Source organism: Blastococcus sp. SYSU D00695 (assembly GCF_054050555.1).
In genome coordinates, this window is the sequence record NZ_JBJGZP010000006.1 from 26,104 (window position 1) to 43,251 (window position 17,148).

General features: G+C 75.1%; 18 protein-coding genes and 2 tRNA genes. 6 read left to right on the top strand and 14 right to left on the bottom strand.

Annotated features, from left to right (window positions below):
• Positions 1-14 precede the first annotated feature (14 nt).
• The 3 genes from ACI781_RS05750 to ACI781_RS05760 form a co-directional block, all read right to left on the bottom strand.
• Positions 15-650 carry an ATP-dependent Clp protease proteolytic subunit gene (locus ACI781_RS05750; protein WP_456565118.1) on the bottom strand — a complete coding sequence of 212 codons (636 nt, stop codon included), beginning with the start codon at positions 648-650 and terminating at the stop codon, positions 15-17.
• 366 nt (positions 651-1,016) lie between these two features.
• Positions 1,017-2,477 (bottom strand): trigger factor, encoded by a 1,461-nt coding sequence (gene tig, locus ACI781_RS05755; RefSeq protein ID WP_456565119.1) that lies wholly within the window; start codon positions 2,475-2,477, stop codon positions 1,017-1,019.
• A 108-nt stretch (positions 2,478-2,585) separates the two neighbouring features.
• Positions 2,586-2,659, bottom strand: a tRNA-Pro gene (locus tag ACI781_RS05760).
• A 120-nt stretch (positions 2,660-2,779) separates the two neighbouring features.
• On the opposite strand from ACI781_RS05760, the gene ACI781_RS05765 reads away from it, so the two are divergent.
• The 4 genes from ACI781_RS05765 to ACI781_RS05780 all read left to right on the top strand — a co-directional run bounded on the left by ACI781_RS05765 (position 2,780) and on the right by ACI781_RS05780 (position 5,078).
• A tRNA-Gly gene (locus tag ACI781_RS05765) sits at positions 2,780-2,853 on the top strand.
• Between the two features lie 100 nt (positions 2,854-2,953).
• On the top strand, positions 2,954-3,310 hold the full coding sequence (locus ACI781_RS05770) for an iron chaperone (protein WP_456565120.1): 357 nt from the start codon (positions 2,954-2,956) through the stop codon (positions 3,308-3,310).
• Positions 3,311-3,717: 407 nt separating this feature from the next.
• On the top strand, positions 3,718-4,620 hold the full coding sequence (locus ACI781_RS05775; protein WP_456565121.1) for a CmcJ/NvfI family oxidoreductase: 903 nt from the start codon (positions 3,718-3,720) through the stop codon (positions 4,618-4,620).
• Positions 4,617-5,078 carry a nuclear transport factor 2 family protein gene (locus ACI781_RS05780; RefSeq protein ID WP_456565122.1) on the top strand — a complete coding sequence of 154 codons (462 nt, stop codon included), beginning with the start codon at positions 4,617-4,619 and terminating at the stop codon, positions 5,076-5,078. Before ACI781_RS05775 ends, ACI781_RS05780 begins: the two co-directional genes overlap by 4 nt.
• An 82-nt stretch (positions 5,079-5,160) precedes the next feature.
• Here ACI781_RS05780 and ACI781_RS05785 read toward each other — a convergent pair whose 3' ends face one another.
• The 6 genes from ACI781_RS05785 to ACI781_RS05810 form a co-directional block, all read right to left on the bottom strand.
• Positions 5,161-5,730, bottom strand: a complete 570-nt coding sequence (locus tag ACI781_RS05785) for a dihydrofolate reductase family protein (protein WP_456565123.1) — start codon at positions 5,728-5,730, stop codon at positions 5,161-5,163.
• Between the two features lie 73 nt (positions 5,731-5,803).
• Positions 5,804-6,232, bottom strand: coding sequence for a DUF3995 domain-containing protein (locus ACI781_RS05790; protein WP_456565124.1), 429 nt, complete (start codon positions 6,230-6,232; stop codon positions 5,804-5,806).
• The gene (locus ACI781_RS05795; RefSeq protein WP_456565125.1) at positions 6,229-6,663 is read right to left on the bottom strand and encodes an MmcQ/YjbR family DNA-binding protein; all 435 of its coding nucleotides are present in this window, start codon (positions 6,661-6,663) and stop codon (positions 6,229-6,231) included. Before ACI781_RS05795 ends, ACI781_RS05790 begins: the two co-directional genes overlap by 4 nt.
• 133 nt (positions 6,664-6,796) lie before the next feature.
• Positions 6,797-7,069, bottom strand: coding sequence for a GlsB/YeaQ/YmgE family stress response membrane protein (locus ACI781_RS05800; protein WP_456565126.1), 273 nt, complete (start codon positions 7,067-7,069; stop codon positions 6,797-6,799).
• Positions 7,070-7,161: 92 nt separating this feature from the next.
• Positions 7,162-8,640 (bottom strand): GntP family permease, encoded by a 1,479-nt coding sequence (locus tag ACI781_RS05805; RefSeq protein ID WP_456565127.1) that lies wholly within the window; start codon positions 8,638-8,640, stop codon positions 7,162-7,164.
• Positions 8,637-9,191, bottom strand: a complete 555-nt coding sequence (locus tag ACI781_RS05810) for a gluconokinase (RefSeq protein ID WP_456565128.1) — start codon at positions 9,189-9,191, stop codon at positions 8,637-8,639. Before ACI781_RS05810 ends, ACI781_RS05805 begins: the two co-directional genes overlap by 4 nt.
• Before the next feature lie 558 nt (positions 9,192-9,749).
• On the opposite strand from ACI781_RS05810, the gene ACI781_RS05815 reads away from it, so the two are divergent.
• Together ACI781_RS05815 and ACI781_RS05820 are read left to right on the top strand one after the other, a co-directional pair.
• Entirely contained in the window at positions 9,750-10,439 is a 690-nt protein-coding gene (locus tag ACI781_RS05815) for an NRDE family protein (protein WP_456565129.1), read from the top strand.
• A 4-nt stretch (positions 10,440-10,443) separates the two neighbouring features.
• Positions 10,444-10,989 carry a hypothetical protein gene (locus ACI781_RS05820; RefSeq protein WP_456565130.1) on the top strand — a complete coding sequence of 182 codons (546 nt, stop codon included), beginning with the start codon at positions 10,444-10,446 and terminating at the stop codon, positions 10,987-10,989.
• On the opposite strand, the gene ACI781_RS05825 is transcribed toward ACI781_RS05820, so the two are convergent.
• The 5 genes from ACI781_RS05825 to ACI781_RS05845 form a co-directional block, all read right to left on the bottom strand.
• The gene (locus ACI781_RS05825) at positions 10,952-12,124 is read right to left on the bottom strand and encodes an RNA polymerase sigma factor (protein ID WP_456565131.1); all 1,173 of its coding nucleotides are present in this window, start codon (positions 12,122-12,124) and stop codon (positions 10,952-10,954) included. The genes ACI781_RS05820 and ACI781_RS05825 overlap by 38 nt on opposite strands.
• Positions 12,121-12,528 (bottom strand): YciI family protein, encoded by a 408-nt coding sequence (locus tag ACI781_RS05830; protein WP_456565132.1) that lies wholly within the window; start codon positions 12,526-12,528, stop codon positions 12,121-12,123. Before ACI781_RS05830 ends, ACI781_RS05825 begins: the two co-directional genes overlap by 4 nt.
• 93 nt (positions 12,529-12,621) lie before the next feature.
• A complete protein-coding gene (locus ACI781_RS05835; RefSeq protein ID WP_456565133.1) occupies positions 12,622-13,158 on the bottom strand; it encodes a DUF1697 domain-containing protein in 537 nt (178 codons plus the stop codon).
• Entirely contained in the window at positions 13,155-15,392 is a 2,238-nt protein-coding gene (gene helR, locus ACI781_RS05840) for an RNA polymerase recycling motor ATPase HelR (RefSeq protein WP_456565134.1), read from the bottom strand. Before helR ends, ACI781_RS05835 begins: the two co-directional genes overlap by 4 nt.
• A gap of 121 nt (positions 15,393-15,513) precedes the next feature.
• Positions 15,514-16,998, bottom strand: a complete 1,485-nt coding sequence (locus ACI781_RS05845) for an MFS transporter (protein ID WP_456565135.1) — start codon at positions 16,996-16,998, stop codon at positions 15,514-15,516.
• Between the last annotated feature and the right edge of the window lie 150 nt (positions 16,999-17,148).

Here is a 17,148-nt window from a genome sequence, read left to right on the forward strand (position 1 = left end):
CAGTCCTCGCGTGCTCAGTTGTCGGTGACCGGGTTGGCGCTGTCGGTCATGGCGGCGCGGCTGACGACGTGGTCGACGAAGCCGTACTCGAGGGCCTCGGCCGCGGTGAACCACCGGTCGCGGTCGGAGTCCTTCTCGATCTGCTCCACGCTCTGCCCGGTGTGGAAGGACTGCAGCTCGTTGAGCTCCTTCTTCGTGCGGCGGAACAGGTCGGCCTGGATGGCGATGTCGGCCGCGGTGCCGCCGACGCCGGCCGAGGGCTGGTGCATCATGATCCGCGCGTGCGGCAGGGCGTAGCGCTTGCCCTTGGTGCCGGCGGTGAGCAGGAACTGGCCCATCGAGGCGGCCAGGCCCATGCCGTAGGTGGCGACATCGCAGTCGATGAACTGCATCGTGTCGTAGATCGCCATGCCGGCGCTGACCGAGCCGCCGGGCGAGTTGATGTACAGGTGGATGTCGCTCTTGGGGTCCTCGGCCGACAGCAGCAGCATCTGCGCGGCCAGCTGGTTGGCGATGACGTCGTCGACCTGGGTGCCCAGGAAGATGATGCGCTCGCGCAGCAGCCGCTCGTAGACCGAGTCGTTGAGGTTCATCCCCCCGGCCGCGCCGCGCAGCTGCGGGGCGGCGACCTGGTTCGGGTGCGTGCTCACGGGTGGTGTGACCTCCGTTGGACGGTCGGACAGTCGGTCTGGAGTGGGTGGGTCGGGGTGGTGCGGGGCCCGGGGGCGCGCCGCCCGGAGGGGTCTCCCCCGGTGCTCGCCTGAGTCCTGTCGACCCTAACGCGGCACCCGCGGGCAGGAGTCCCGCCCGGCGGGGTGTTCGCCCTCGGCGCAGCGGCCGGGCCCGCCGACCGCGGCCCGGAACGGACGATCGCGGCCCGGAACGGACGATCGCGGCCCGGAACGGACGACGCCGCCCCACCCCGCAGCGGGGGTGGGACGGCGTCGGCTCGTTCTCGGCCCCGTCCCGAGGCTCGCGCCGCGCGGAGCGTGGCGGGAGGAGGACGGGGTCCTCCGTCAGACCTTCTTGACGTCCTCGGTGTCCTCGACCGCGCCCTCGGCGGCCTCGACCGCGGCGGCGTCGGCCACCTCGGCGTCGGGGGCGTCCTCGTCGGCCTCGTCCTCGGCGTCGGCGGCGGGCGCGGCGGCCTGCACCGTCTTCGGGCGCAGCGCGTCGAGGTCGACGGTGTTGCCCGAGGCGTCGGTGATGGTCGTCTGCTCCAGCAGCTGGGCCAGGGCCTTGGTGCGGCGCACGTCGGCGACGAACTCGGCGATGTTGCCGCCCTGCTGCAGCTGCTGCGCGTACTGCTCGGGGCTGATCCGGGCGCGCTGGGCCTGGGCCATGATCTGCGCCGAGAGGTCGTCGTTGTCGACGGTGACCTCGCGGGCGTCGGCGACGGCGTCGAGGACGAACTGCGTCTTGACCGCCTCCTCGACGTTCTTGCGCAGGTCGGCGTCGTAGGTCTCGCGGTCCTCGACGCCCGACATCTGCAGGTAGCCGTCCCAGTCCATGCCGGCCTTCTGCAGCTCCTGGCTCATGGCGTTGTTGCGCCACTCGACCTCGCGCTCGACCAGGTTCTCCGGCAGCGGCACCTCGACGGTCTCCAGCAGGTGCTCGACCAGCTTGTCGCGGGCCTGGGCGCCCTGCTGCAGCACCTTGGTGCGCGACAGGCGGCTGCGGACGTCGTCGCGCAGCTCGGCGAGGGTGTCGAACTCGCTGGCGGTGGAGGCGAACTCGTCGTCGAGCTCGGGCAGCTCCTTCTCCTTGACCGAGCGGACGGTCACGGTCACCTCGGCCGTCTTGCCGGCGTCCGGGCCGTTGAGGAGCGCGGTCTCGAAGGTCTTCGCCTCGTCGACGGACAGGCCGCGGATCGCGTCGTCCAGGCCCTCCATGAGCTGGCCCGAGCCGACCTCGTAGGACATGCCGCTGGTGGTGCCGTCCTCCAGCACCTCGCCGTCGAGCTTGGCCTCGAGGTCGATGGAGACGTAGTCGCCGTCCTGGGCCGCGCGCTCGACGGCGTTGAGCATCGCGAAGCGCTCGCGCATGACGGAGACCTGCTGGTCGATCTCCTCGTCGGTGACCTCGACGTCGTCGACGGAGACGGCGAGCGCGTCGAGCTCGGGCAGCTCCAGCTGCGGGGCGACGTCGACCTCGGCGGTGAACTCCAGGACCTGGTTGTCCTCGAGCTTGGTCACCTCGATGTCGGGCTGGCCGATGACGCGGACCTGGTTCTCCCGGACGACCTCGGAGTAGACCTCCGGCACCGCGTGGTTCACGACCTGCTCGAGGACCGCGGGGCGGCCGACGCGCTGGTCGAGGATGCGGTTGGGCACCTTGCCCGGGCGGAAGCCGGGGATGCGCACCTGGTTGCGCAGCTCCTTGTAGACCTCACCGAAGGCGTGGTCCAGGTCCCCCCAGGGCACCTCGATCGCCATCCGGACCCGCGTGGGGCCCAGTTCCTCGATGGTGCTCTTCACAGCGCAGTGCTCCTCGGGTGTCGCAGACGGAGGGCGCGTCGGGCGGGACGGACGACGCGCGTTCGACCCCCGAGTCTAGAGACGTCGGGGACGGTGCCGGGGCGGCGGTCGGGGTGACAGGATTTGAACCTGCGGCCCCCTGCTCCCAAAGCAGGTGCGCTACCAAGCTGCGCCACACCCCGTGGCGGGGCCGAGTCTAGGCGACCGCCCCTCTGCCCCCTGCCTCTCGCGAGCCCAGGACGAGCCCTCGGGGCGGCGGTCCGGGGCGGAGAGCGGGACCGGCTACGCTGGCCCGGCACCTCGCGGGTGTAGCTCAATGGTAGAGCCCCAGCCTTCCAAGCTGGCCATGCCGGTTCGATCCCGGTCACCCGCTCCACCAGTCCACACCAGGTGGAGCGCTCGGACGCGCCTCTGCCACATCGCCGACCTCCACGTCTCGATGAGTGGGCCGCCGGCTCCGGGAGGGCGACGCAGCCATGACGACGGCGGACGCCCACGGTGCCTACATCGCTGCGGCGCCCGAGCCCTTCCAGCCCTCGCTGCAGCGGTTGCGCGCGGTACTGGCCCGCGCCTTGCCCGAGGCGCAGGAGATCGTCGCCTACAACATGCCGGGGTTCAGCATCGGCGGCTCGGTCGTCGCGAGCTACGCGGCCTTCAGCAAGCAGTGCGGGTTCTACGTCCTGCCGGCCGCCATCTCCGCCCTTGCAGGAGAGATCGCGGCCGCCGGCCTGAACGCGACCAAGACCGGCGTCACCTTCTCGCTGCGCAACCCGATCCCGGACGACCTCGTCGAACGGCTGGCGCGAGCGTCACGCGAGGACGCCGGGGCCTGACGACTCCGCCCGCTCTCGAGGTGCGCACCGCCTTCCCTGTCGACGCACGCCGGGCCCAGGACAGATGGCGGGGAGCGGACACGGGGAGGACTCGCCGTCTCCTGACGCGGGGGCCTTGACACGTCGGGACGCCGCCGATTGGCTCGGCCCAACGCGATCAGATGACCCACTGGCGCTCGCGGGCGATCCCCGTCGAGCCCACCCGTGTACTGCAGCGCCGGCCTCGACTCCGCCGGCGGGGAGGCCTCGTCCGGGGCTCCTCCGTCGTCGCCCTCACCCGCCACGCGCTGTCCGCCCGAAGCGCCGGCCGGCCACGGCGGCGTCGACCAGGAGCATCGGCGAGCAGGGCCTCGGCCTCCCGGGAGGAGGCCGGCGACCGCGCCCGCCCGACGACGGATGAGGACGCGATGACCGCCCCCAGCGTGACTGCACCCCTCGGCTTCTTCTCCCGGAGCCTGCTCGCACCGGCCCAGCAGATGGTGCCGGTCGAGATCGACCTGCGCACGGTCGACCCGAGCGGCGGAGGGGCGACGACCGAGCTCGTCGAGTGCACGATCACCGACGCCCGGCACGCCCCCGAGACGCCGGGCCTGGACACGACCGGCTACACCCTGGTCCGCCGTCCGAGCGCGGTGCGGAACTGGTACGACAGCAGCGAGGTGATCGACACCTACTACCGGGAGTGCCGCGACCTCGCGCGGGAGCTGACCGGCGCCTCGCACGCCTTCACGTTCGACCACATCATCCGCGAGCCAGGGCGCCAGATCGGCGGCGGCGGGACGGCCCAGCAGGACGTGATCACGACCCAGGAGGCCGGCGGCGGCTACGTCTCCGGCGTGCACATGGACTACACCGACAGCTCGACCTGGACCGACTACCTCGCGCTGCACGGCCACACCGAACCGGCCGGCGCCAGCCGCGTCGTCGTCCTCAACTTCTGGCGGCCGCTGTTCGGATCGCCCGACCGGGCGCCCCTCGCGCTGTGCGACGCGCGGACCGTCACGGCCGACGACCTGCTGGAGACGATGCTCTACGGCTACGGCCACGAGGGGTACAGCTGGCACGACATCGGGATCTCCGTCTACCAGGTGGCCGCGTCCCCGCAGCAGCGCTGGTCGTACTTCTCGGACATGTCGCCCGACGAGGTGCTGCTGATGAAGACCTACGACACCGCAGGCGTGATCGGCCGGGGCTGCCCGCACGCGGCGTTCACCAACCCGGCCGCGCCGGAGGGGACGCCGGACCGCCGCAGCATCGAGCTGCGCGTGCTGTGCTTCATCACCGACGAGGGCGAGGCGGCCGCCTCGTGACGCTCGAGACGCGGATCGCCCGGCTCGAGGCCGCCGAGGCCATCCGCAACCTGAAGGCCCGGTACTGCGAGCTGTGCGACAGCGGGTACCCGGCCGACCCGCTCGCCGCGCTGTTCACGCAGGACGCGGTCTGGGACGGCGGGGAGGTCCTCGGCGTGCACCACGGCCGCGAGGCGATCGGCCGGTTCTTCTCGACCATGCCGTCGACGCTGTCCTTCGCCATCCACCACGTCACCAACCCCCGCATCGAGGTCGCCGCCGACGCCGACAGCGCCACCGGGCACTGGCTGCTCCTCCAGGCGGCGACCGACCCGACCGGCCAGCACGCGATGTGGCTGGCGGGGACCTACGAGGACGAGTACGTGCGCTCCGGTGACGAGTGGCTGTTCCGCCGCGTCACCCTCTCGACCCGCTTCCTCGCCCCCTACGAGCGCGGGTGGGCTGCCGCGAAGGGCTAGCACCGCCGGCAGTTCGTACATGAGGGAGCGTCCCGGAGCCGGCCGGTGACGATCACGTCGCCGGTCCGGCGGCCCGCGGCGGCTAGCGGTCCCGGCGGACGGCGTGACGCAGCTCGACGAGCCCGTTGCCGAAGCTCCGCGTCCCGAGCAGCTCCAGGTCCGTCCGGTCGTCGGAGGGCTCGAACAGGCGCCGTCCGCGCCCGATGACGACCGGGTTGACGTACAGCCGGTACTCGTCGACGAGGTCCAGGCGGCGGAAGGCCTGCGCCAGGTCGGCCCCGCCGAGGGTCATGTCCCCGCCGGGCCGTTCCTTCAGGGCGCGGATCTCGTCGGCGTCCACCTCTGACCGCAGCTCGGCGTTCGGGCCGACCTCGCGCAGCGTGCGGGAGTACACGAGCTTCGGCACCGACCGCCAGATGCCGGCGAACTCCCGCATCGTCCGCGGGTTCTCCGGGTCCTCGTCGGCGTGCGGCCAGAAGGCCTCCATCAGCTCGTAGGTGACCCGGCCCTCGATGAACAGGCTCTGCGTGGCCAGCATCCGGTTGAACTCCGCGTGCACCTCCTCGTCGACGCAGTGCCAGCCGAGGTCTGCGCCGGGGCCCTCGAAGAACCCGTCCAGCGACAGCATCATGTGCACGACGACCTTGCGCATGCGTCCTCCTGCTCCCCGTCCGGCGTCGGCAGTCCGACCGGCGGGGACCCGGGAACTGATCGGTGCCCGGCGCTCAGCGACCCGAGCGGGGCGTGCCGGCGACCACCAGCGCGGCGACGGTGGCGCACAGCGGGCCGTAGAACCGGCGGTCCAGCTCGACGAAGCGCGGGGACGGCGTCCAGGGCACGAGCGCGCCGGTGGCGCCACCCATGCCGGCGACGCCGCGGACCGCGAAGACCCCCGCGACGCACGCCCGGGCCGCGCGCGCCGGCGGCCCCGGTGCCCGGCGCGCCACCACCGCGGCCGCCCCGGCGAGCAGGCCGGCGACGGTGAGGCACGCGGCCGGGGCCGGGAACTCCTCGGTCCCGGCCACGTGCTCGGCCAGCCGGCGCCGGTCCCGCGCCGGCCAGGCGGAGCCGGTGGCCCAGACGGCGTGCAGGACGGCGGCCCCACCCAGCAGGGCCGCTGCCGCCGCCGACGGGGCGCTCGCCCGCCGCGTCACCGCTGCTCCTCGTGGCCGGCGCCGTGCTCGGCCAGCCACACCGACCGCCGGCGCGCCGAGGCCTGCGACAGCCACGCGTCCTGCACCACCTCGGCCAGCTCCGCCCGGCTGATCTCCCCCAGGCGGGAGGCCTGCACCAGCACCGAGCGGTGCCCGTCGAAGTGCGGCGTGGTGAAGAACGGCGTCCGCTCGTCCTGGACGAGGGCCAGCTTCTCGGCCTCCGACTCGACCCAGAGCACGATCACGTCGGTCAGCCGCTCCCCCGTCGCCGGGTCGACGGCGTCCGGTCGCGGCGTCCGGAAGAACACGAACGACTTCCCGCCCACCTGGTAGACGTCGTTGCCGCGGGACCCGCGCACCACGGTCACGTGCGGCATCGCCGCGGCGATCTCGTGCACGTCGGACGCGCGGGCCGGCCGGTCGGTGGTCACGGCGGCAGCGTAGGGAAGACCACCGGTGAACGGCTGGGCGTTCCCCCGGTCGGGGCGACCCGCCCCAGGACAGGCCGCGGCCCCGGCAGCCGGTGCTCGGCTGCCGGGGCCGCGACGCGTCGTGCGGCGGAGGTCAGACCCGGTGGCGCGAGCGCCGGCCGGTCACCGTCGCCGCGATGATGACCAGGACGGCCGCGACGGCGATGCTGATGATCCAGCGGATCCAGTCGATCCCCTTGGTGGCCTCGACCCCCAGGGCAGCGGCGAGGTAGTAGCCGATGAGCACGCCGCCGATGCCACAGATGACCGTCAGCCACAGCGGGATGTTGTCCCGGTCGCCGGGCGCGACGAACTTGCCGAGCAGGCCGATGATCAGGCCCGCGACGAGTACTCCGATGATCTCCATGGGACCGCCTTCCGTTCGGGTGGGCGACGCTCGATGGCGTTGCTCTACCCAGGAACCGCCCCCGTCACCCGCTGCCACCGGCCGGGGCCCCCTCAGACCACGACCGACAGGGCGAGCACCCCGAGCAGGCCGACCACCGAGATGATCGTCTCCATCACCGACCAGCTGGCGATGGTCTGGCCGACGGTCATGCCGAAGTACTCCTTCACGAGCCAGAAGCCCGCGTCGTTGACGTGGGAGAAGAACAGCGACCCGGCTCCGACGGCCAGGGCGAGCAGCGCGACGGTCGGCGAGTCCAGCCCGTCGGCCAGCGGCGCGACGATGCCGGCGGCGGTGATGGTGGCGACCGTCGCCGAGCCGGTGGCCAGCCGGATGCCGACGGCGACGAGCCAGCCGAGCACCAGCGGGGAGAAGCTCGCGCCCTGCGCCCAGTCGGCGATGAGGTCGCTGACCCCGGAGTCCACCAGCAGCTGCTTGAACCCGCCGCCGGCGGCGACGATCAGCAGGATGCCGGCGATCGCGGGCAACGCCCCACCGGTGAGGACGTTGAGGTCGTCACGGCCGAACCCGACCGCCGTCCCCAGGGTGACCATGGCGACGAGCAACCCGATCAGCAGCGCCACCGGCGGGTTGCCGAGCACGTCGGTCACCCGCTGCAGCCCGTTGTCCGGGTCGTCGACGGTGAGCTCCACGACGGCGCGGACCAGCATGAGGACGATCGGCAGCAGGATCGTCAGCACGGTCGCGGCGAACGAGGGCCTGCGTGTCGGCCACGGCCCGTCCCCGTCGTCGTCCCCCGGCTGGCCGAGGTCCCGCTCGGGGTGCTCCTCGTCGGGTCCGGTGCCCGCCGAGCCGGTGCTGCCGGTCTCGCGGCCAGCCGGCACCAGCGGCTGCGGGTGGGCGACGGCCACCCGCGGGGCGATGAGCGAGCCGAACAGCGGTCCGGCGATGACCACCGCGGGGACGGCGACGATCAACCCGAACAGCAGCACCAGCCCGAGGTCGGCGTCCAGGCTGGAGATCGCGACGAGGGGCCCGGGGTGCGGCGGGACGAACCCGTGCAGCACCGACAGCCCGGCCAGCGCGGGGATGCCGACGAGCAGCACGGGCTGCTCGCTGCGCCGCGCCACCAGCAGCACGATCGGGATGAGCAGGACCACGCCGATCTCGAAGAACAGCGGGATGCCGATCAGCGCGGCCACCCCGCCCATCGCCCAGGGCAGCGCCCGCGGGCCCACCCGGTCGACGATGCGGTTCACGATGCCGTCGGCGCCGCCGGAGTGGGTGAGCAGCGCGCCGATCATCGCGCCGAGGGCGATGAGCAGCCCCACGCTGCCGGTCGTGCTGCCGAAGCCCGTCGTGAAGCTGGTGACGATGTCCTCGGCGCCCACGCCGGCGACGACGCCGAGCACCGCCGACCCGAGGATGAGGGAGATGAACGGGTGCACCTTGAGGACGGTGATCAGCAGGACCACCGCCGCGATGCCCAGCAGGGCGGCGATCACCAGCCGGGCGGCGCTGTCGGTGTGCGCGACGGTGTCGGCCAGCACGGGGTCGGCCAGCACGGTCACGACGACGCCTCCTCACCCGAGCGGGCGCGGTCGCCCAGCGCGGCGAGCACCGCGTCGGTGACCTCCCCGGCGTCGCCGGCGCCGGAGACCTCCGCGCCGGCCTCGTCGGGCTGCAGCGGCTCCAGCGTGGCCAGCTGGCTCTGCAGCAGCGACGGCGGCATGTAGTGCCCCTGCCGCTGCTCGACCCTCCCCCGGATCAGCTCGGGGTCGGCGGTGACGTGGGCGAACCACACCGACGGGTGCCCGTCGCGCAGCAGGTCGCGGTAGCTGCGCTTGAGCGCCGAGCAGGTGACGACGGCGGAGGTCCCGGCCGCCTCGTGACCGCCGATCCACTCCGCCAGCCGCCGCAGCCACGGCCAGCGGTCGTCGTCGTCGAGCGGGGTTCCGGCGCGCATCTTCTCGACGTTCTCCGGTGGGTGGAACTCGTCGCCCTCGGCGAAGTCCCACCCCAGCCGCGACACGAGCTCGGCCGCGACGGTGGACTTGCCGGAGCCGGACACCCCCATCACGACGATCGTGGTGCTGGCCGGTCCCGCGGTCTCCTCCGCCATGATCACGACGCTAGGCGTGCCGCCGACCTGCGGCGACCCGAGCGCCGCCCCGCCCCTGCCCGTCCCGCTCTCTGCCCTCCGGAGCCCCCGCCCTCCGCCGCCGGAGCCCCGCCTTCCTGCCTCTCCCGGAGCCCCGCCCTCCTGCCTCTCCCGGAGCCCCGACCGCTGCCCTGCCCCGAAGCCCCGCCCTCCGCCGGTTCCCGCCCAGATGCGCATCGTGGTGGCCACCGGCGCCGGGATGACGACCGCCATGCGCATCCGGGCGCGGACTCCGAGCGGGGCGGGGGGGGTGCGGGCGAAGCGGGACGGGGGCGGGTGGGCCGGAGCGCCGGGGTCGGGGCAGGCCTGATCGCCGAGATGCGCATGGCGGTGGCCACCCGCGCCGGGATGACGACCGCCATGCGCATACGGGCGCGGACGCCGAGAGGGGCGGGGACGGGACGGGGGGCACGGACGCCGGGAGGGGCGGGGCGGGCGCGGCGGGCGCGGGGCGGGGCGGGCAGCGCGACGGGCGGGCGGGGACCGGCCGGCGGGCACGGGGGCTGCCACGATGGGGCGATGTGCACCGTCGTCGTCCGCAGGTCGCAGGGGCGGCCGGTGCAGATCCTGGCCATCCGCGACGAGTCCACCGCCCGCCCGTTCGACGACCCGGGCGCGTGGTGGCCGGACTGCCCCGATGTGGTGGGCGGCCGGGACCGGACGGCGGGCGGCACCTGGTGCGCCACCGACGTCGTCACCGGGACGACGGCGCTGGTGGTGAACCGCCCGGCCCGGCGCGAGGCCGCCCCCGGCGCCCCCAGCCGCGGCGTGCTCCCGCTGCTGGCCGCGCGGCACGGCGCCGCCTGGACCGAGCACGTCGACCTGCGCGGGATGGCGAGCTTCGCGCTCCTGCTGGCCGCGCCGGACCGCGCCGTCACCTGGGACTTCGACGGCGCGGAGCTGGTGAGCACCGAGCACCCGACGGGCACCCACATGCTGACCTCCGGCGGCCCCGAGGACCGCAAGGCCGACCGGCACCTGGCCGAGTTCGCGGCCACCGGCTCACTCGACGGCTGGCGGGCGATCGTCGCCCGCACCCCACCGCGCGACGACCCCGGCGCCCTGCTGGTGCGCCACGAGGTGGACGGCCGGGTGTGGGCCACCGTCTTCGCCGAGCTCATCGAGGCGGCGCCTGGCCGGCTGCACGTCGAGCACAGCCGGACGCCGTGGACCGCCGACCCGTGGCAGGTCCTCGACGAGGCCCGGTGACCGCGTGCAGACCGTCGTCCTGCTCGAGGGCCGCAGCGACGTCGCCGCCGTGCGGGCCGTCGCCGCGACCGCCGGCCTGACCGGCGGCCACCGGTTGGTCGACATGGGCGGGGTGACCGGCGTCCACCGGGCCCTGCGGGCGCTGCGCGCGGAGCCGGGCGCGGTGCGGGTGCTCGGCATGTGCGACGCCGGTGAGGCCGCCGTCGTGGTCCGCGCGCTGGGCGCCCGCGACGTGGCCGACCTCGCCGCGCACGGGTTCGCCGTGTGCCGCGCCGACCTGGAGGAGGAGCTGGTCCGCGCGCTGGGCACCGACCGGCTGCTGGCCGTCCTCGACCGGCTCGGCCTCGCGCACCGGCTGGCCGTCCTGCAGGACCAGCCGGCCTGGCGCGGCCGCCCGCTGGCCGATCAGCTGCACCGGTTCGCGGGCACGACCGCCGGCCGCAAGGAGCTGCTCGCCGGGGCGCTGGCCGCCGAGCTCACCGCCGACGAGTTCCCGGGGCCCCTGCGCGACCTCACGGGGTGGATGGCCGCCGGTCCCGCGCCGTGTTGAGCCGGGCCGCCTGCCGGGTCAGGTGGTCGCGCTCGGCGGTGTCGGTCGCCGCGCGGGCCGCCTCGGCGTAGAGGCGCGCCGCCGTCCCCGTGTCCCCGGCCCGCTCGTGCAGGTGGGCGGCGACGGCGGCGTACCGGGGCAGCCGCGGGTCCAGCTCGGCCAGCGCCGCGAGGCCCGCCCGCGGCCCGTCCGCCTCGCCCACGGCCACGGCCCGGTTGAGCCGCACGACCGGGCTGCCGGTCAGCCGCACCAGCTCGTCGTACCACTCGACGACCTGCACCCAGTCGGTCTCCTCCGCGGTCGGGGCGTCGGCGTGCAGCGCCGCGATCGCCGCCTGCGCCTGGTACTCCCCCAGCCGGTCGCGGGACAGCGCCGCCTGCAGCACCGCGACCCCCTCGGTGATGGCGGCGGTGTCCCAGCGGCTGCGGTCCTGCGCCGCCAGCGGGACCAGGCTGCCGTCGGGGGCGGTCCGCGCCGGCCGCCGCGCCGCGTGCAGCAGCATCAGCGCGAGCAGCCCCTGCACCTCCGGGTGGTCGACCACCGCCGCGAGCTGCCGGGTCAGCCGGATCGCCTCCGCGACCAGGTCGACGTCCCCGGAGTACCCCTCGTTGAACACCAGGTACAGCACCCGCAGCACGGTGCCGACGTCGCCGGGCCGGTCCAGCCGCGCGCCGGCCACCGTCCGCTTCGCCCGGCTGATCCGCTGCGCCATCGTCGCCTCGGGCACCAGGTAGGCCGCGGCGATCTGCCGGGTGGTCAGCCCGCCGACGGCGCGCAGGGTGAGCGCGACCGCCGACGACGGCGACAGCGACGGGTGCGCGCACAGGAAGTACAGCTGCAGCGTGTCGTCGGCGTCGGTCACCGGCCCGGGCACGGGTTCGGCGTCGACGGCGTCCTCCCGGCGGCGGCGTGCCACGTCGGACCGGCTGGCGTCGAGGAACCGGCGCCAGGCCACGGTGACCAGCCACCCGCGCGGGTCCCGCGGCGGCTCGGCCGGCCACACCCGCACGGCCTCCAGCAGCGCCTCCTGGACGGCGTCCTCGGCCGCCGCGAACTCGGCTCCGCGGCGGACGAGGACGCCGAGCACCCCCGGGACGAGGCCCCGCAGCAGGGCCTCGTCCAGCGGGGCGCTCACTCGCCGACGAGGGGCGGCTCGCCGTACAGCGGCCGCACCTCGAGCCACTCGTGGATCGGCTTGCCGTCCTTGCCGGGCGCGGCCGAAAGCTCACCGGCCAGCTCGATCGCCCGCTCGGGGGTGTCGACGTCGATGATCATGTAGCCGGCGATGAGGTCCTTGGTCTCGGCGAAGGGCCCGTCGGTGACCGGCGGGCGGCCCTCGCCGTCGTAGCGGACCCACATCCCCTCGGGCGCCAGCGCGTTCTCGCCCACGAACTCGCCCGCCTCGCGCAGCCGGTCGGCGAAGTCGTGCATGTACCGGATGTGGGCGGTGACCTCCTCCGGCGTCCAGTGCTCCATCGACACGTCGTTCACCGCCGCGGGCGCGCCGCGGTAGTGCTTGAGCAGCAGGTACTTGGCCATCTCGGTCTCCTCGGTCCGGCGCCCCCCGTCGGGGCGCTCACCCCGGGGACGGAGCCGCCCGGGCGTTCTCGACATCCCTGCCGGGGGAATCTCTCAGGACCGCAGCAGCCGGTCGAGCTTCTGCACGGTGTTCCAGTTCCGCACGGTGGTCACCGGGCCGCCCCGGTGCTTGCCGGCCGCGGCCATCACCGGGCTGTCCAGCTGTCCGTGCGGGCACCACACGTACAGCTCCCGCCCGCGCAGGACGTACCGGTCGTCGCGGGGGTCGACCGCCGCCAGGGCCTCCTCGAGCGACGGGCCGGGCGGCTCGGCCAGGAAGGCGACGACGTAGCGGGAGCCCTCGCCGGCGACGTCGCCCAGCGGGTCGAGCTCCACCACCGCACGCACCTCCTCCGCCGTGCGGACGACGGCGGCGACGTCCAGCCCCAGCTCCTCGGTGACGGCCCGCTCGACCGCCCGGCCCACGGCCGCGGCGCCGCGGTCGGAGTCGAGCACGACGTTGCCGCTCTGCAGCAGCGTCGCGACGCCCTCGAAGTCAGCGTCGGTCAGCAGGGCCCGCAGCTCGGGCATGCCCACCCGCTTGGCGCGGCCCACGTTGATGCCGCGCAGCAGCACCGCGTACCGGGTCATCGCTCCCCTCCCGAGGTGAGGACGACGAGCTGGGACGTCGCCCGGGTCATCGCCACGTACCGGTCGACTGCCCCCTCGACGCCGGTGCCGAACGCCTCCGGGTCGACGAGCACGACCAGGTCGAACTCCAGCCCCTTGGCCAGCACCGGCGTCAGCGACCGGACCCGCTCCGAGCCGCGGTACGCCGGGTCGCCGATGACGCAGCCGACCCCCTCGGGGTGCGCGGCCAGCCAGCCGGCCACGACGGCGTCCAGCTCCGACCGCGCCCCGTACCGCACGGGCAGCCCGCTGCGGCGGATGGACGTCGGCACGTTCGCGTCCGGCAGCGCCGCGCGGATCACCGGCTCGGCCTCGGCCATGACCTCCTCCGGCGTCCGGTAGTTCACCGTCAGCGACGCGAGCCGCACCTCGGTGAGCCCGACCCGCCGCAGCCGTTCCTCCCACGTCTCGGCGAAGCCGTGCCGGGCCTGGGCGCGGTCGCCGACGACGGTGAGGCTGCGGGAGGGGCAGCGCAGCAGCAGCATCTGCCACTCGGCGTCGGTCAGCTCCTGCGCCTCGTCGACGACGACGTGCGCGAACGGGCCGGCCAGCGGGTCGGCCGCGGCGGCCGGTGCCGCGGCCTCGTCGACCAGGGCGCCGCGCAGGTCCTGGCCGCGCAGCATCGACATCACCTGCATGTCGGAGTCGTCGGTGGTGACGAGGTCGGCGACGACGTCGGCCATCCGGGCGCGCTCGGCGGCGGTCGCCGCCTCCTGCCGCCGGCGGCGCCGCGACGTCTCCGGGTCCCCGAGCCGCTGGCGGGCCGCGTCCAGCAGCGGCAGGTCCGCCCCCGTCCAGGCGGCGGGCTCGGCGCGCTGGAGCAGGGCGACGTCGCCGGGGGTGAGCCACGGAGCGCACCGGCGCAGGTAGGCCGGCACCGACCACAGGTCGGCGACCAGGTCGGCGGGCTCGATCAGCGGCCACGCGCGGCTGAACTCCCGCAGCAGCTCGCGGTTGCCCGCCAGGGCGCGCCGGTAGACCTCGTCCGGGTCCGCCGCACCGAGCCCGTAGGCGTCGAACTGGCCGTCGGGGTCGGCCGGCTCGTCGTGGTCGTCGAGGTCGTCGTGGTCGTCCACCGCGTTGCGCAGCCGGTCGACGAGGATCCCGACCAGCGCCTGCCACACCTGGTCGCGGGCCTCGTTGTGCGGCGCGCCCGGCTCGCGCGCGTCGAACGCCTCGGCCCAGTCCGCGCCGTCCAGCTCCACCGTCGCCCACGGCGTCACGACCTCCGTCGGCCCGTCCGGCGGCACCTCGTACAGCCGCACCGCGGGCTCGATCGCCGCCACCATGCGGGCGTCGGCCTTGAGCCGGGCCACCGCCGGGTCGCGCTCGTCGCCGGCGGTGCGCCCCTCGGGGACGAGGTCGCGCAGCGTCGAGGTCGCCACCCCCTCCTCGCCGAGGCTGGGCAGCACGTCGGAGACGTAGGCGAGGTAGGGCTGGTGCGGGCCGACGAACAGCACCCCGCCGCCGCGGTGCTGCAGCCGCGGGTCGCTGTAGAGCAGGTAGGCGGTGCGGTGCAGGGCCACCACCGTCTTGCCGGTGCCCGGCCCCCCGTCGACGACGAGCGCCCCGCGGGAGCCGGCGCGGATGATCGCGTCCTGGTCGGCCTGGATCGTGCCCAGGACGTCGCGCATCCGGGCCGAGCGGTTGGCGCCGAGGCTGGCGACGAACGCCGACTGGTCGTCGAGCGCGGCGTGGCCCTCCAGCCCCTCGGCGGTGAACACCTCGTCCCAGTAGTCGGTGATCCGCCCGCGGGTCCAGCGGTACCGGCGGCGACTGGCCAGCCCCATCGGCTCGGCATGGGTGGCGCCGGAGAAGGGCGCCGCCGCGGGCGAGCGCCAGTCGACGAGCAGCCGGTTCCCGGCGCTGTCGGTGAGCCCCAGCCGGCCGACGTACACCGCCTCGCCGCCGTCCGCCCCGACCATCCGGCCCAGGCACAGGTCCAGCCCGAACCGGCGCAGGGTGCGCAACCGCGAGGTGAGCCGGTGCACCTCCAGGTCCCGGTCCAGCGCCGCCTGGCCGGGCGCGACGGGGGCGCGGCGCTCGGCGTCCAGCCGGTCGGTGAGGTCGGCGACGGTCTGCTGCAGGGAGTCGGTGACGGCGGCGAAGTGGCGCTCGTCGGCGGCGATCAGCGCGGGGTCGGCCTTGGCGGAGAGGGCGTCGGGGAGGGCGAAGACGCTGGTCAGGGGCTGCACGACGAGCGAGTGTGAGCGCTCCCCCGGGTCTTGCCGCAAGCCCCGGGTCCGGCTATACCTTGAGGTGGGAGGACGGGCCTGGCGCCGACTCCCCACCCCCCGCAGCTCGGCGACCGGCCGGTCAGTGCCCTGGCGGTGCGGCCAGGGGCGGGGCGTCCACGGCGCAGTGCCGGCGGGAGACGTCGGTGGCCGGAGGCCGCCGCCGGGGCCCCCGTGGCAGGCCGACGGCGGCGACCAGCGCCCCGGCCGCCATCAGCCCGGCGCAGATGAGCATCGACGTGCCGAAGGCCGGGTCGAGCGTCGCCGGGTCGGTCAGGCTCGCCCCGACGCCGGACAGCAGCGGGAGGACGGCGACGGCGAGCAGCCCCGCCGTCCGGGCGACGGCGTTGTTGACCCCGCTGGCCGCCCCGGCGTGCCGGACGTCGACCGAGTCCAGCGCGGTGGACGTGAGCGGCGCGACGGTCAGGGAGAGGCCGAGGCCGAGCAGCAGCACGGGCGGCAGGACGTCGGCGAGGTAGCTCGCGCCGGGGCCGATGCGCGAGGCCCACACGAGCGCGACCGCGCAGCCGAGCGGCCCGGCGGTCATCGGCAGCCGCGGCCCCACCACCGAGGCCAGCGCGCCGGCGCGGGAGGACAGCAGCAGCATCAGCACGGTCAGCGGCAGCAGCGACATGCCCGCGGCCAGCGGCGTGAAGCCGGCGACGACCTGCAGCTGCACCACCACGACGAAGAAGACCCAGCCGAGCGCGGCGTAGACGGCGAAGGTCACCAGGTTGACCGTCCGGAAGACGCGCGAGGCGAAGATCCCCAGCGGCAGCAGCGGGTGCGACGAGCGCCGCTCGAGCGCGAGGAACGCCAGCAGGGCGGCGACGCCGACGGCCAGCGTCCCGAGCACCACGGGGTCGGCCCCTCCGCGGCCGGACCACGCGGTCAGCCCGTACGTCAGGCCACCGAGGCCCACCCCGCACAGCAGCGCGCCCGGGACGTCGGTCCCCCGCGGCGCGGACGGGTCGGCCGACTCCGGGACGTGCCGGGCGGCGACCCACAGCACCCCGGCCGCGATCGGCAGGTTGACGAGGAAGACCAGCCGCCAGCTGGACGCCTCCACCAGCGCACCGCCCAGGAGGGGGCCGACGGCGCCGGCCACCCCGGCCAGCCCCGACCAGGCCCCGATGGCCCGGCCGCGGTCCTCCGGCACGAACGACGACTGCAGGATCGACAGCGAACCGGGGGTGAGCAGCGCGCCGCCCACCCCCTGCAGCGCGCGGGCCGCGACGAGCAGGCCGATGGAGGGGGCCAGGGCGCACAGCAGCGAGGCGGTCGCGAACACGGTCACCCCGACCATGAACACCCGCCGGCGGCCGAACCGGTCCCCCAACGAGCCGCCGAGGAGGATGAGCGCCGCCAGGGGCAGCGTGTACCCGTTGGCCACCCACTGCAGCCCCGCGGGGGCGTCCCCCAGCTCGTCGGCGATCTGCGGGAGCGCGATGGTGACCACGGTGCCGTCGATGAACGCCATGCCCGAGCCGAGCACCGTCGCGAGCAGCACCCACCGCCCCGACGCCCGCCCGTAGCGCAGGCCGGCGCCGGCCTCGTCGATCGTCATGCCCGCTCCCGCTCGTCGGTGCCCGCATCCGCCTGCGCGCCCAGCATGGGACCGGCCGCCGCCGGGGACGAGACCCGGGCACGGCGCGGCAGCCGGGCGCCGGGAGATCCCCCGCGCGGGGGAGCCGCCGGCAGCCCCGCCTTGGGAGGA

Coding starts and splice junctions, on each gene's coding strand:
- ACI781_RS05770 (WP_456565120.1), top strand. CDS start 2,954: ATGACGACGGCGGACGCCCACGGTGCCTACATCGCTGCGGCGCCCGAG.
- ACI781_RS05775 (WP_456565121.1), top strand. CDS start 3,718: ATGACCGCCCCCAGCGTGACTGCACCCCTCGGCTTCTTCTCCCGGAGC.
- ACI781_RS05785 (WP_456565123.1), bottom strand. CDS start 5,730: ATGCGCAAGGTCGTCGTGCACATGATGCTGTCGCTGGACGGGTTCTTC.
- ACI781_RS05800 (WP_456565126.1), bottom strand. CDS start 7,069: ATGGAGATCATCGGAGTACTCGTCGCGGGCCTGATCATCGGCCTGCTC.
- ACI781_RS05810 (WP_456565128.1), bottom strand. CDS start 9,191: ATGGCGGAGGAGACCGCGGGACCGGCCAGCACCACGATCGTCGTGATG.
- ACI781_RS05815 (WP_456565129.1), top strand. CDS start 9,750: ATGTGCACCGTCGTCGTCCGCAGGTCGCAGGGGCGGCCGGTGCAGATC.
- ACI781_RS05830 (WP_456565132.1), bottom strand. CDS start 12,528: ATGGCCAAGTACCTGCTGCTCAAGCACTACCGCGGCGCGCCCGCGGCG.
- ACI781_RS05835 (WP_456565133.1), bottom strand. CDS start 13,158: ATGACCCGGTACGCGGTGCTGCTGCGCGGCATCAACGTGGGCCGCGCC.
- ACI781_RS05845 (WP_456565135.1), bottom strand. CDS start 16,998: ATGACGATCGACGAGGCCGGCGCCGGCCTGCGCTACGGGCGGGCGTCG.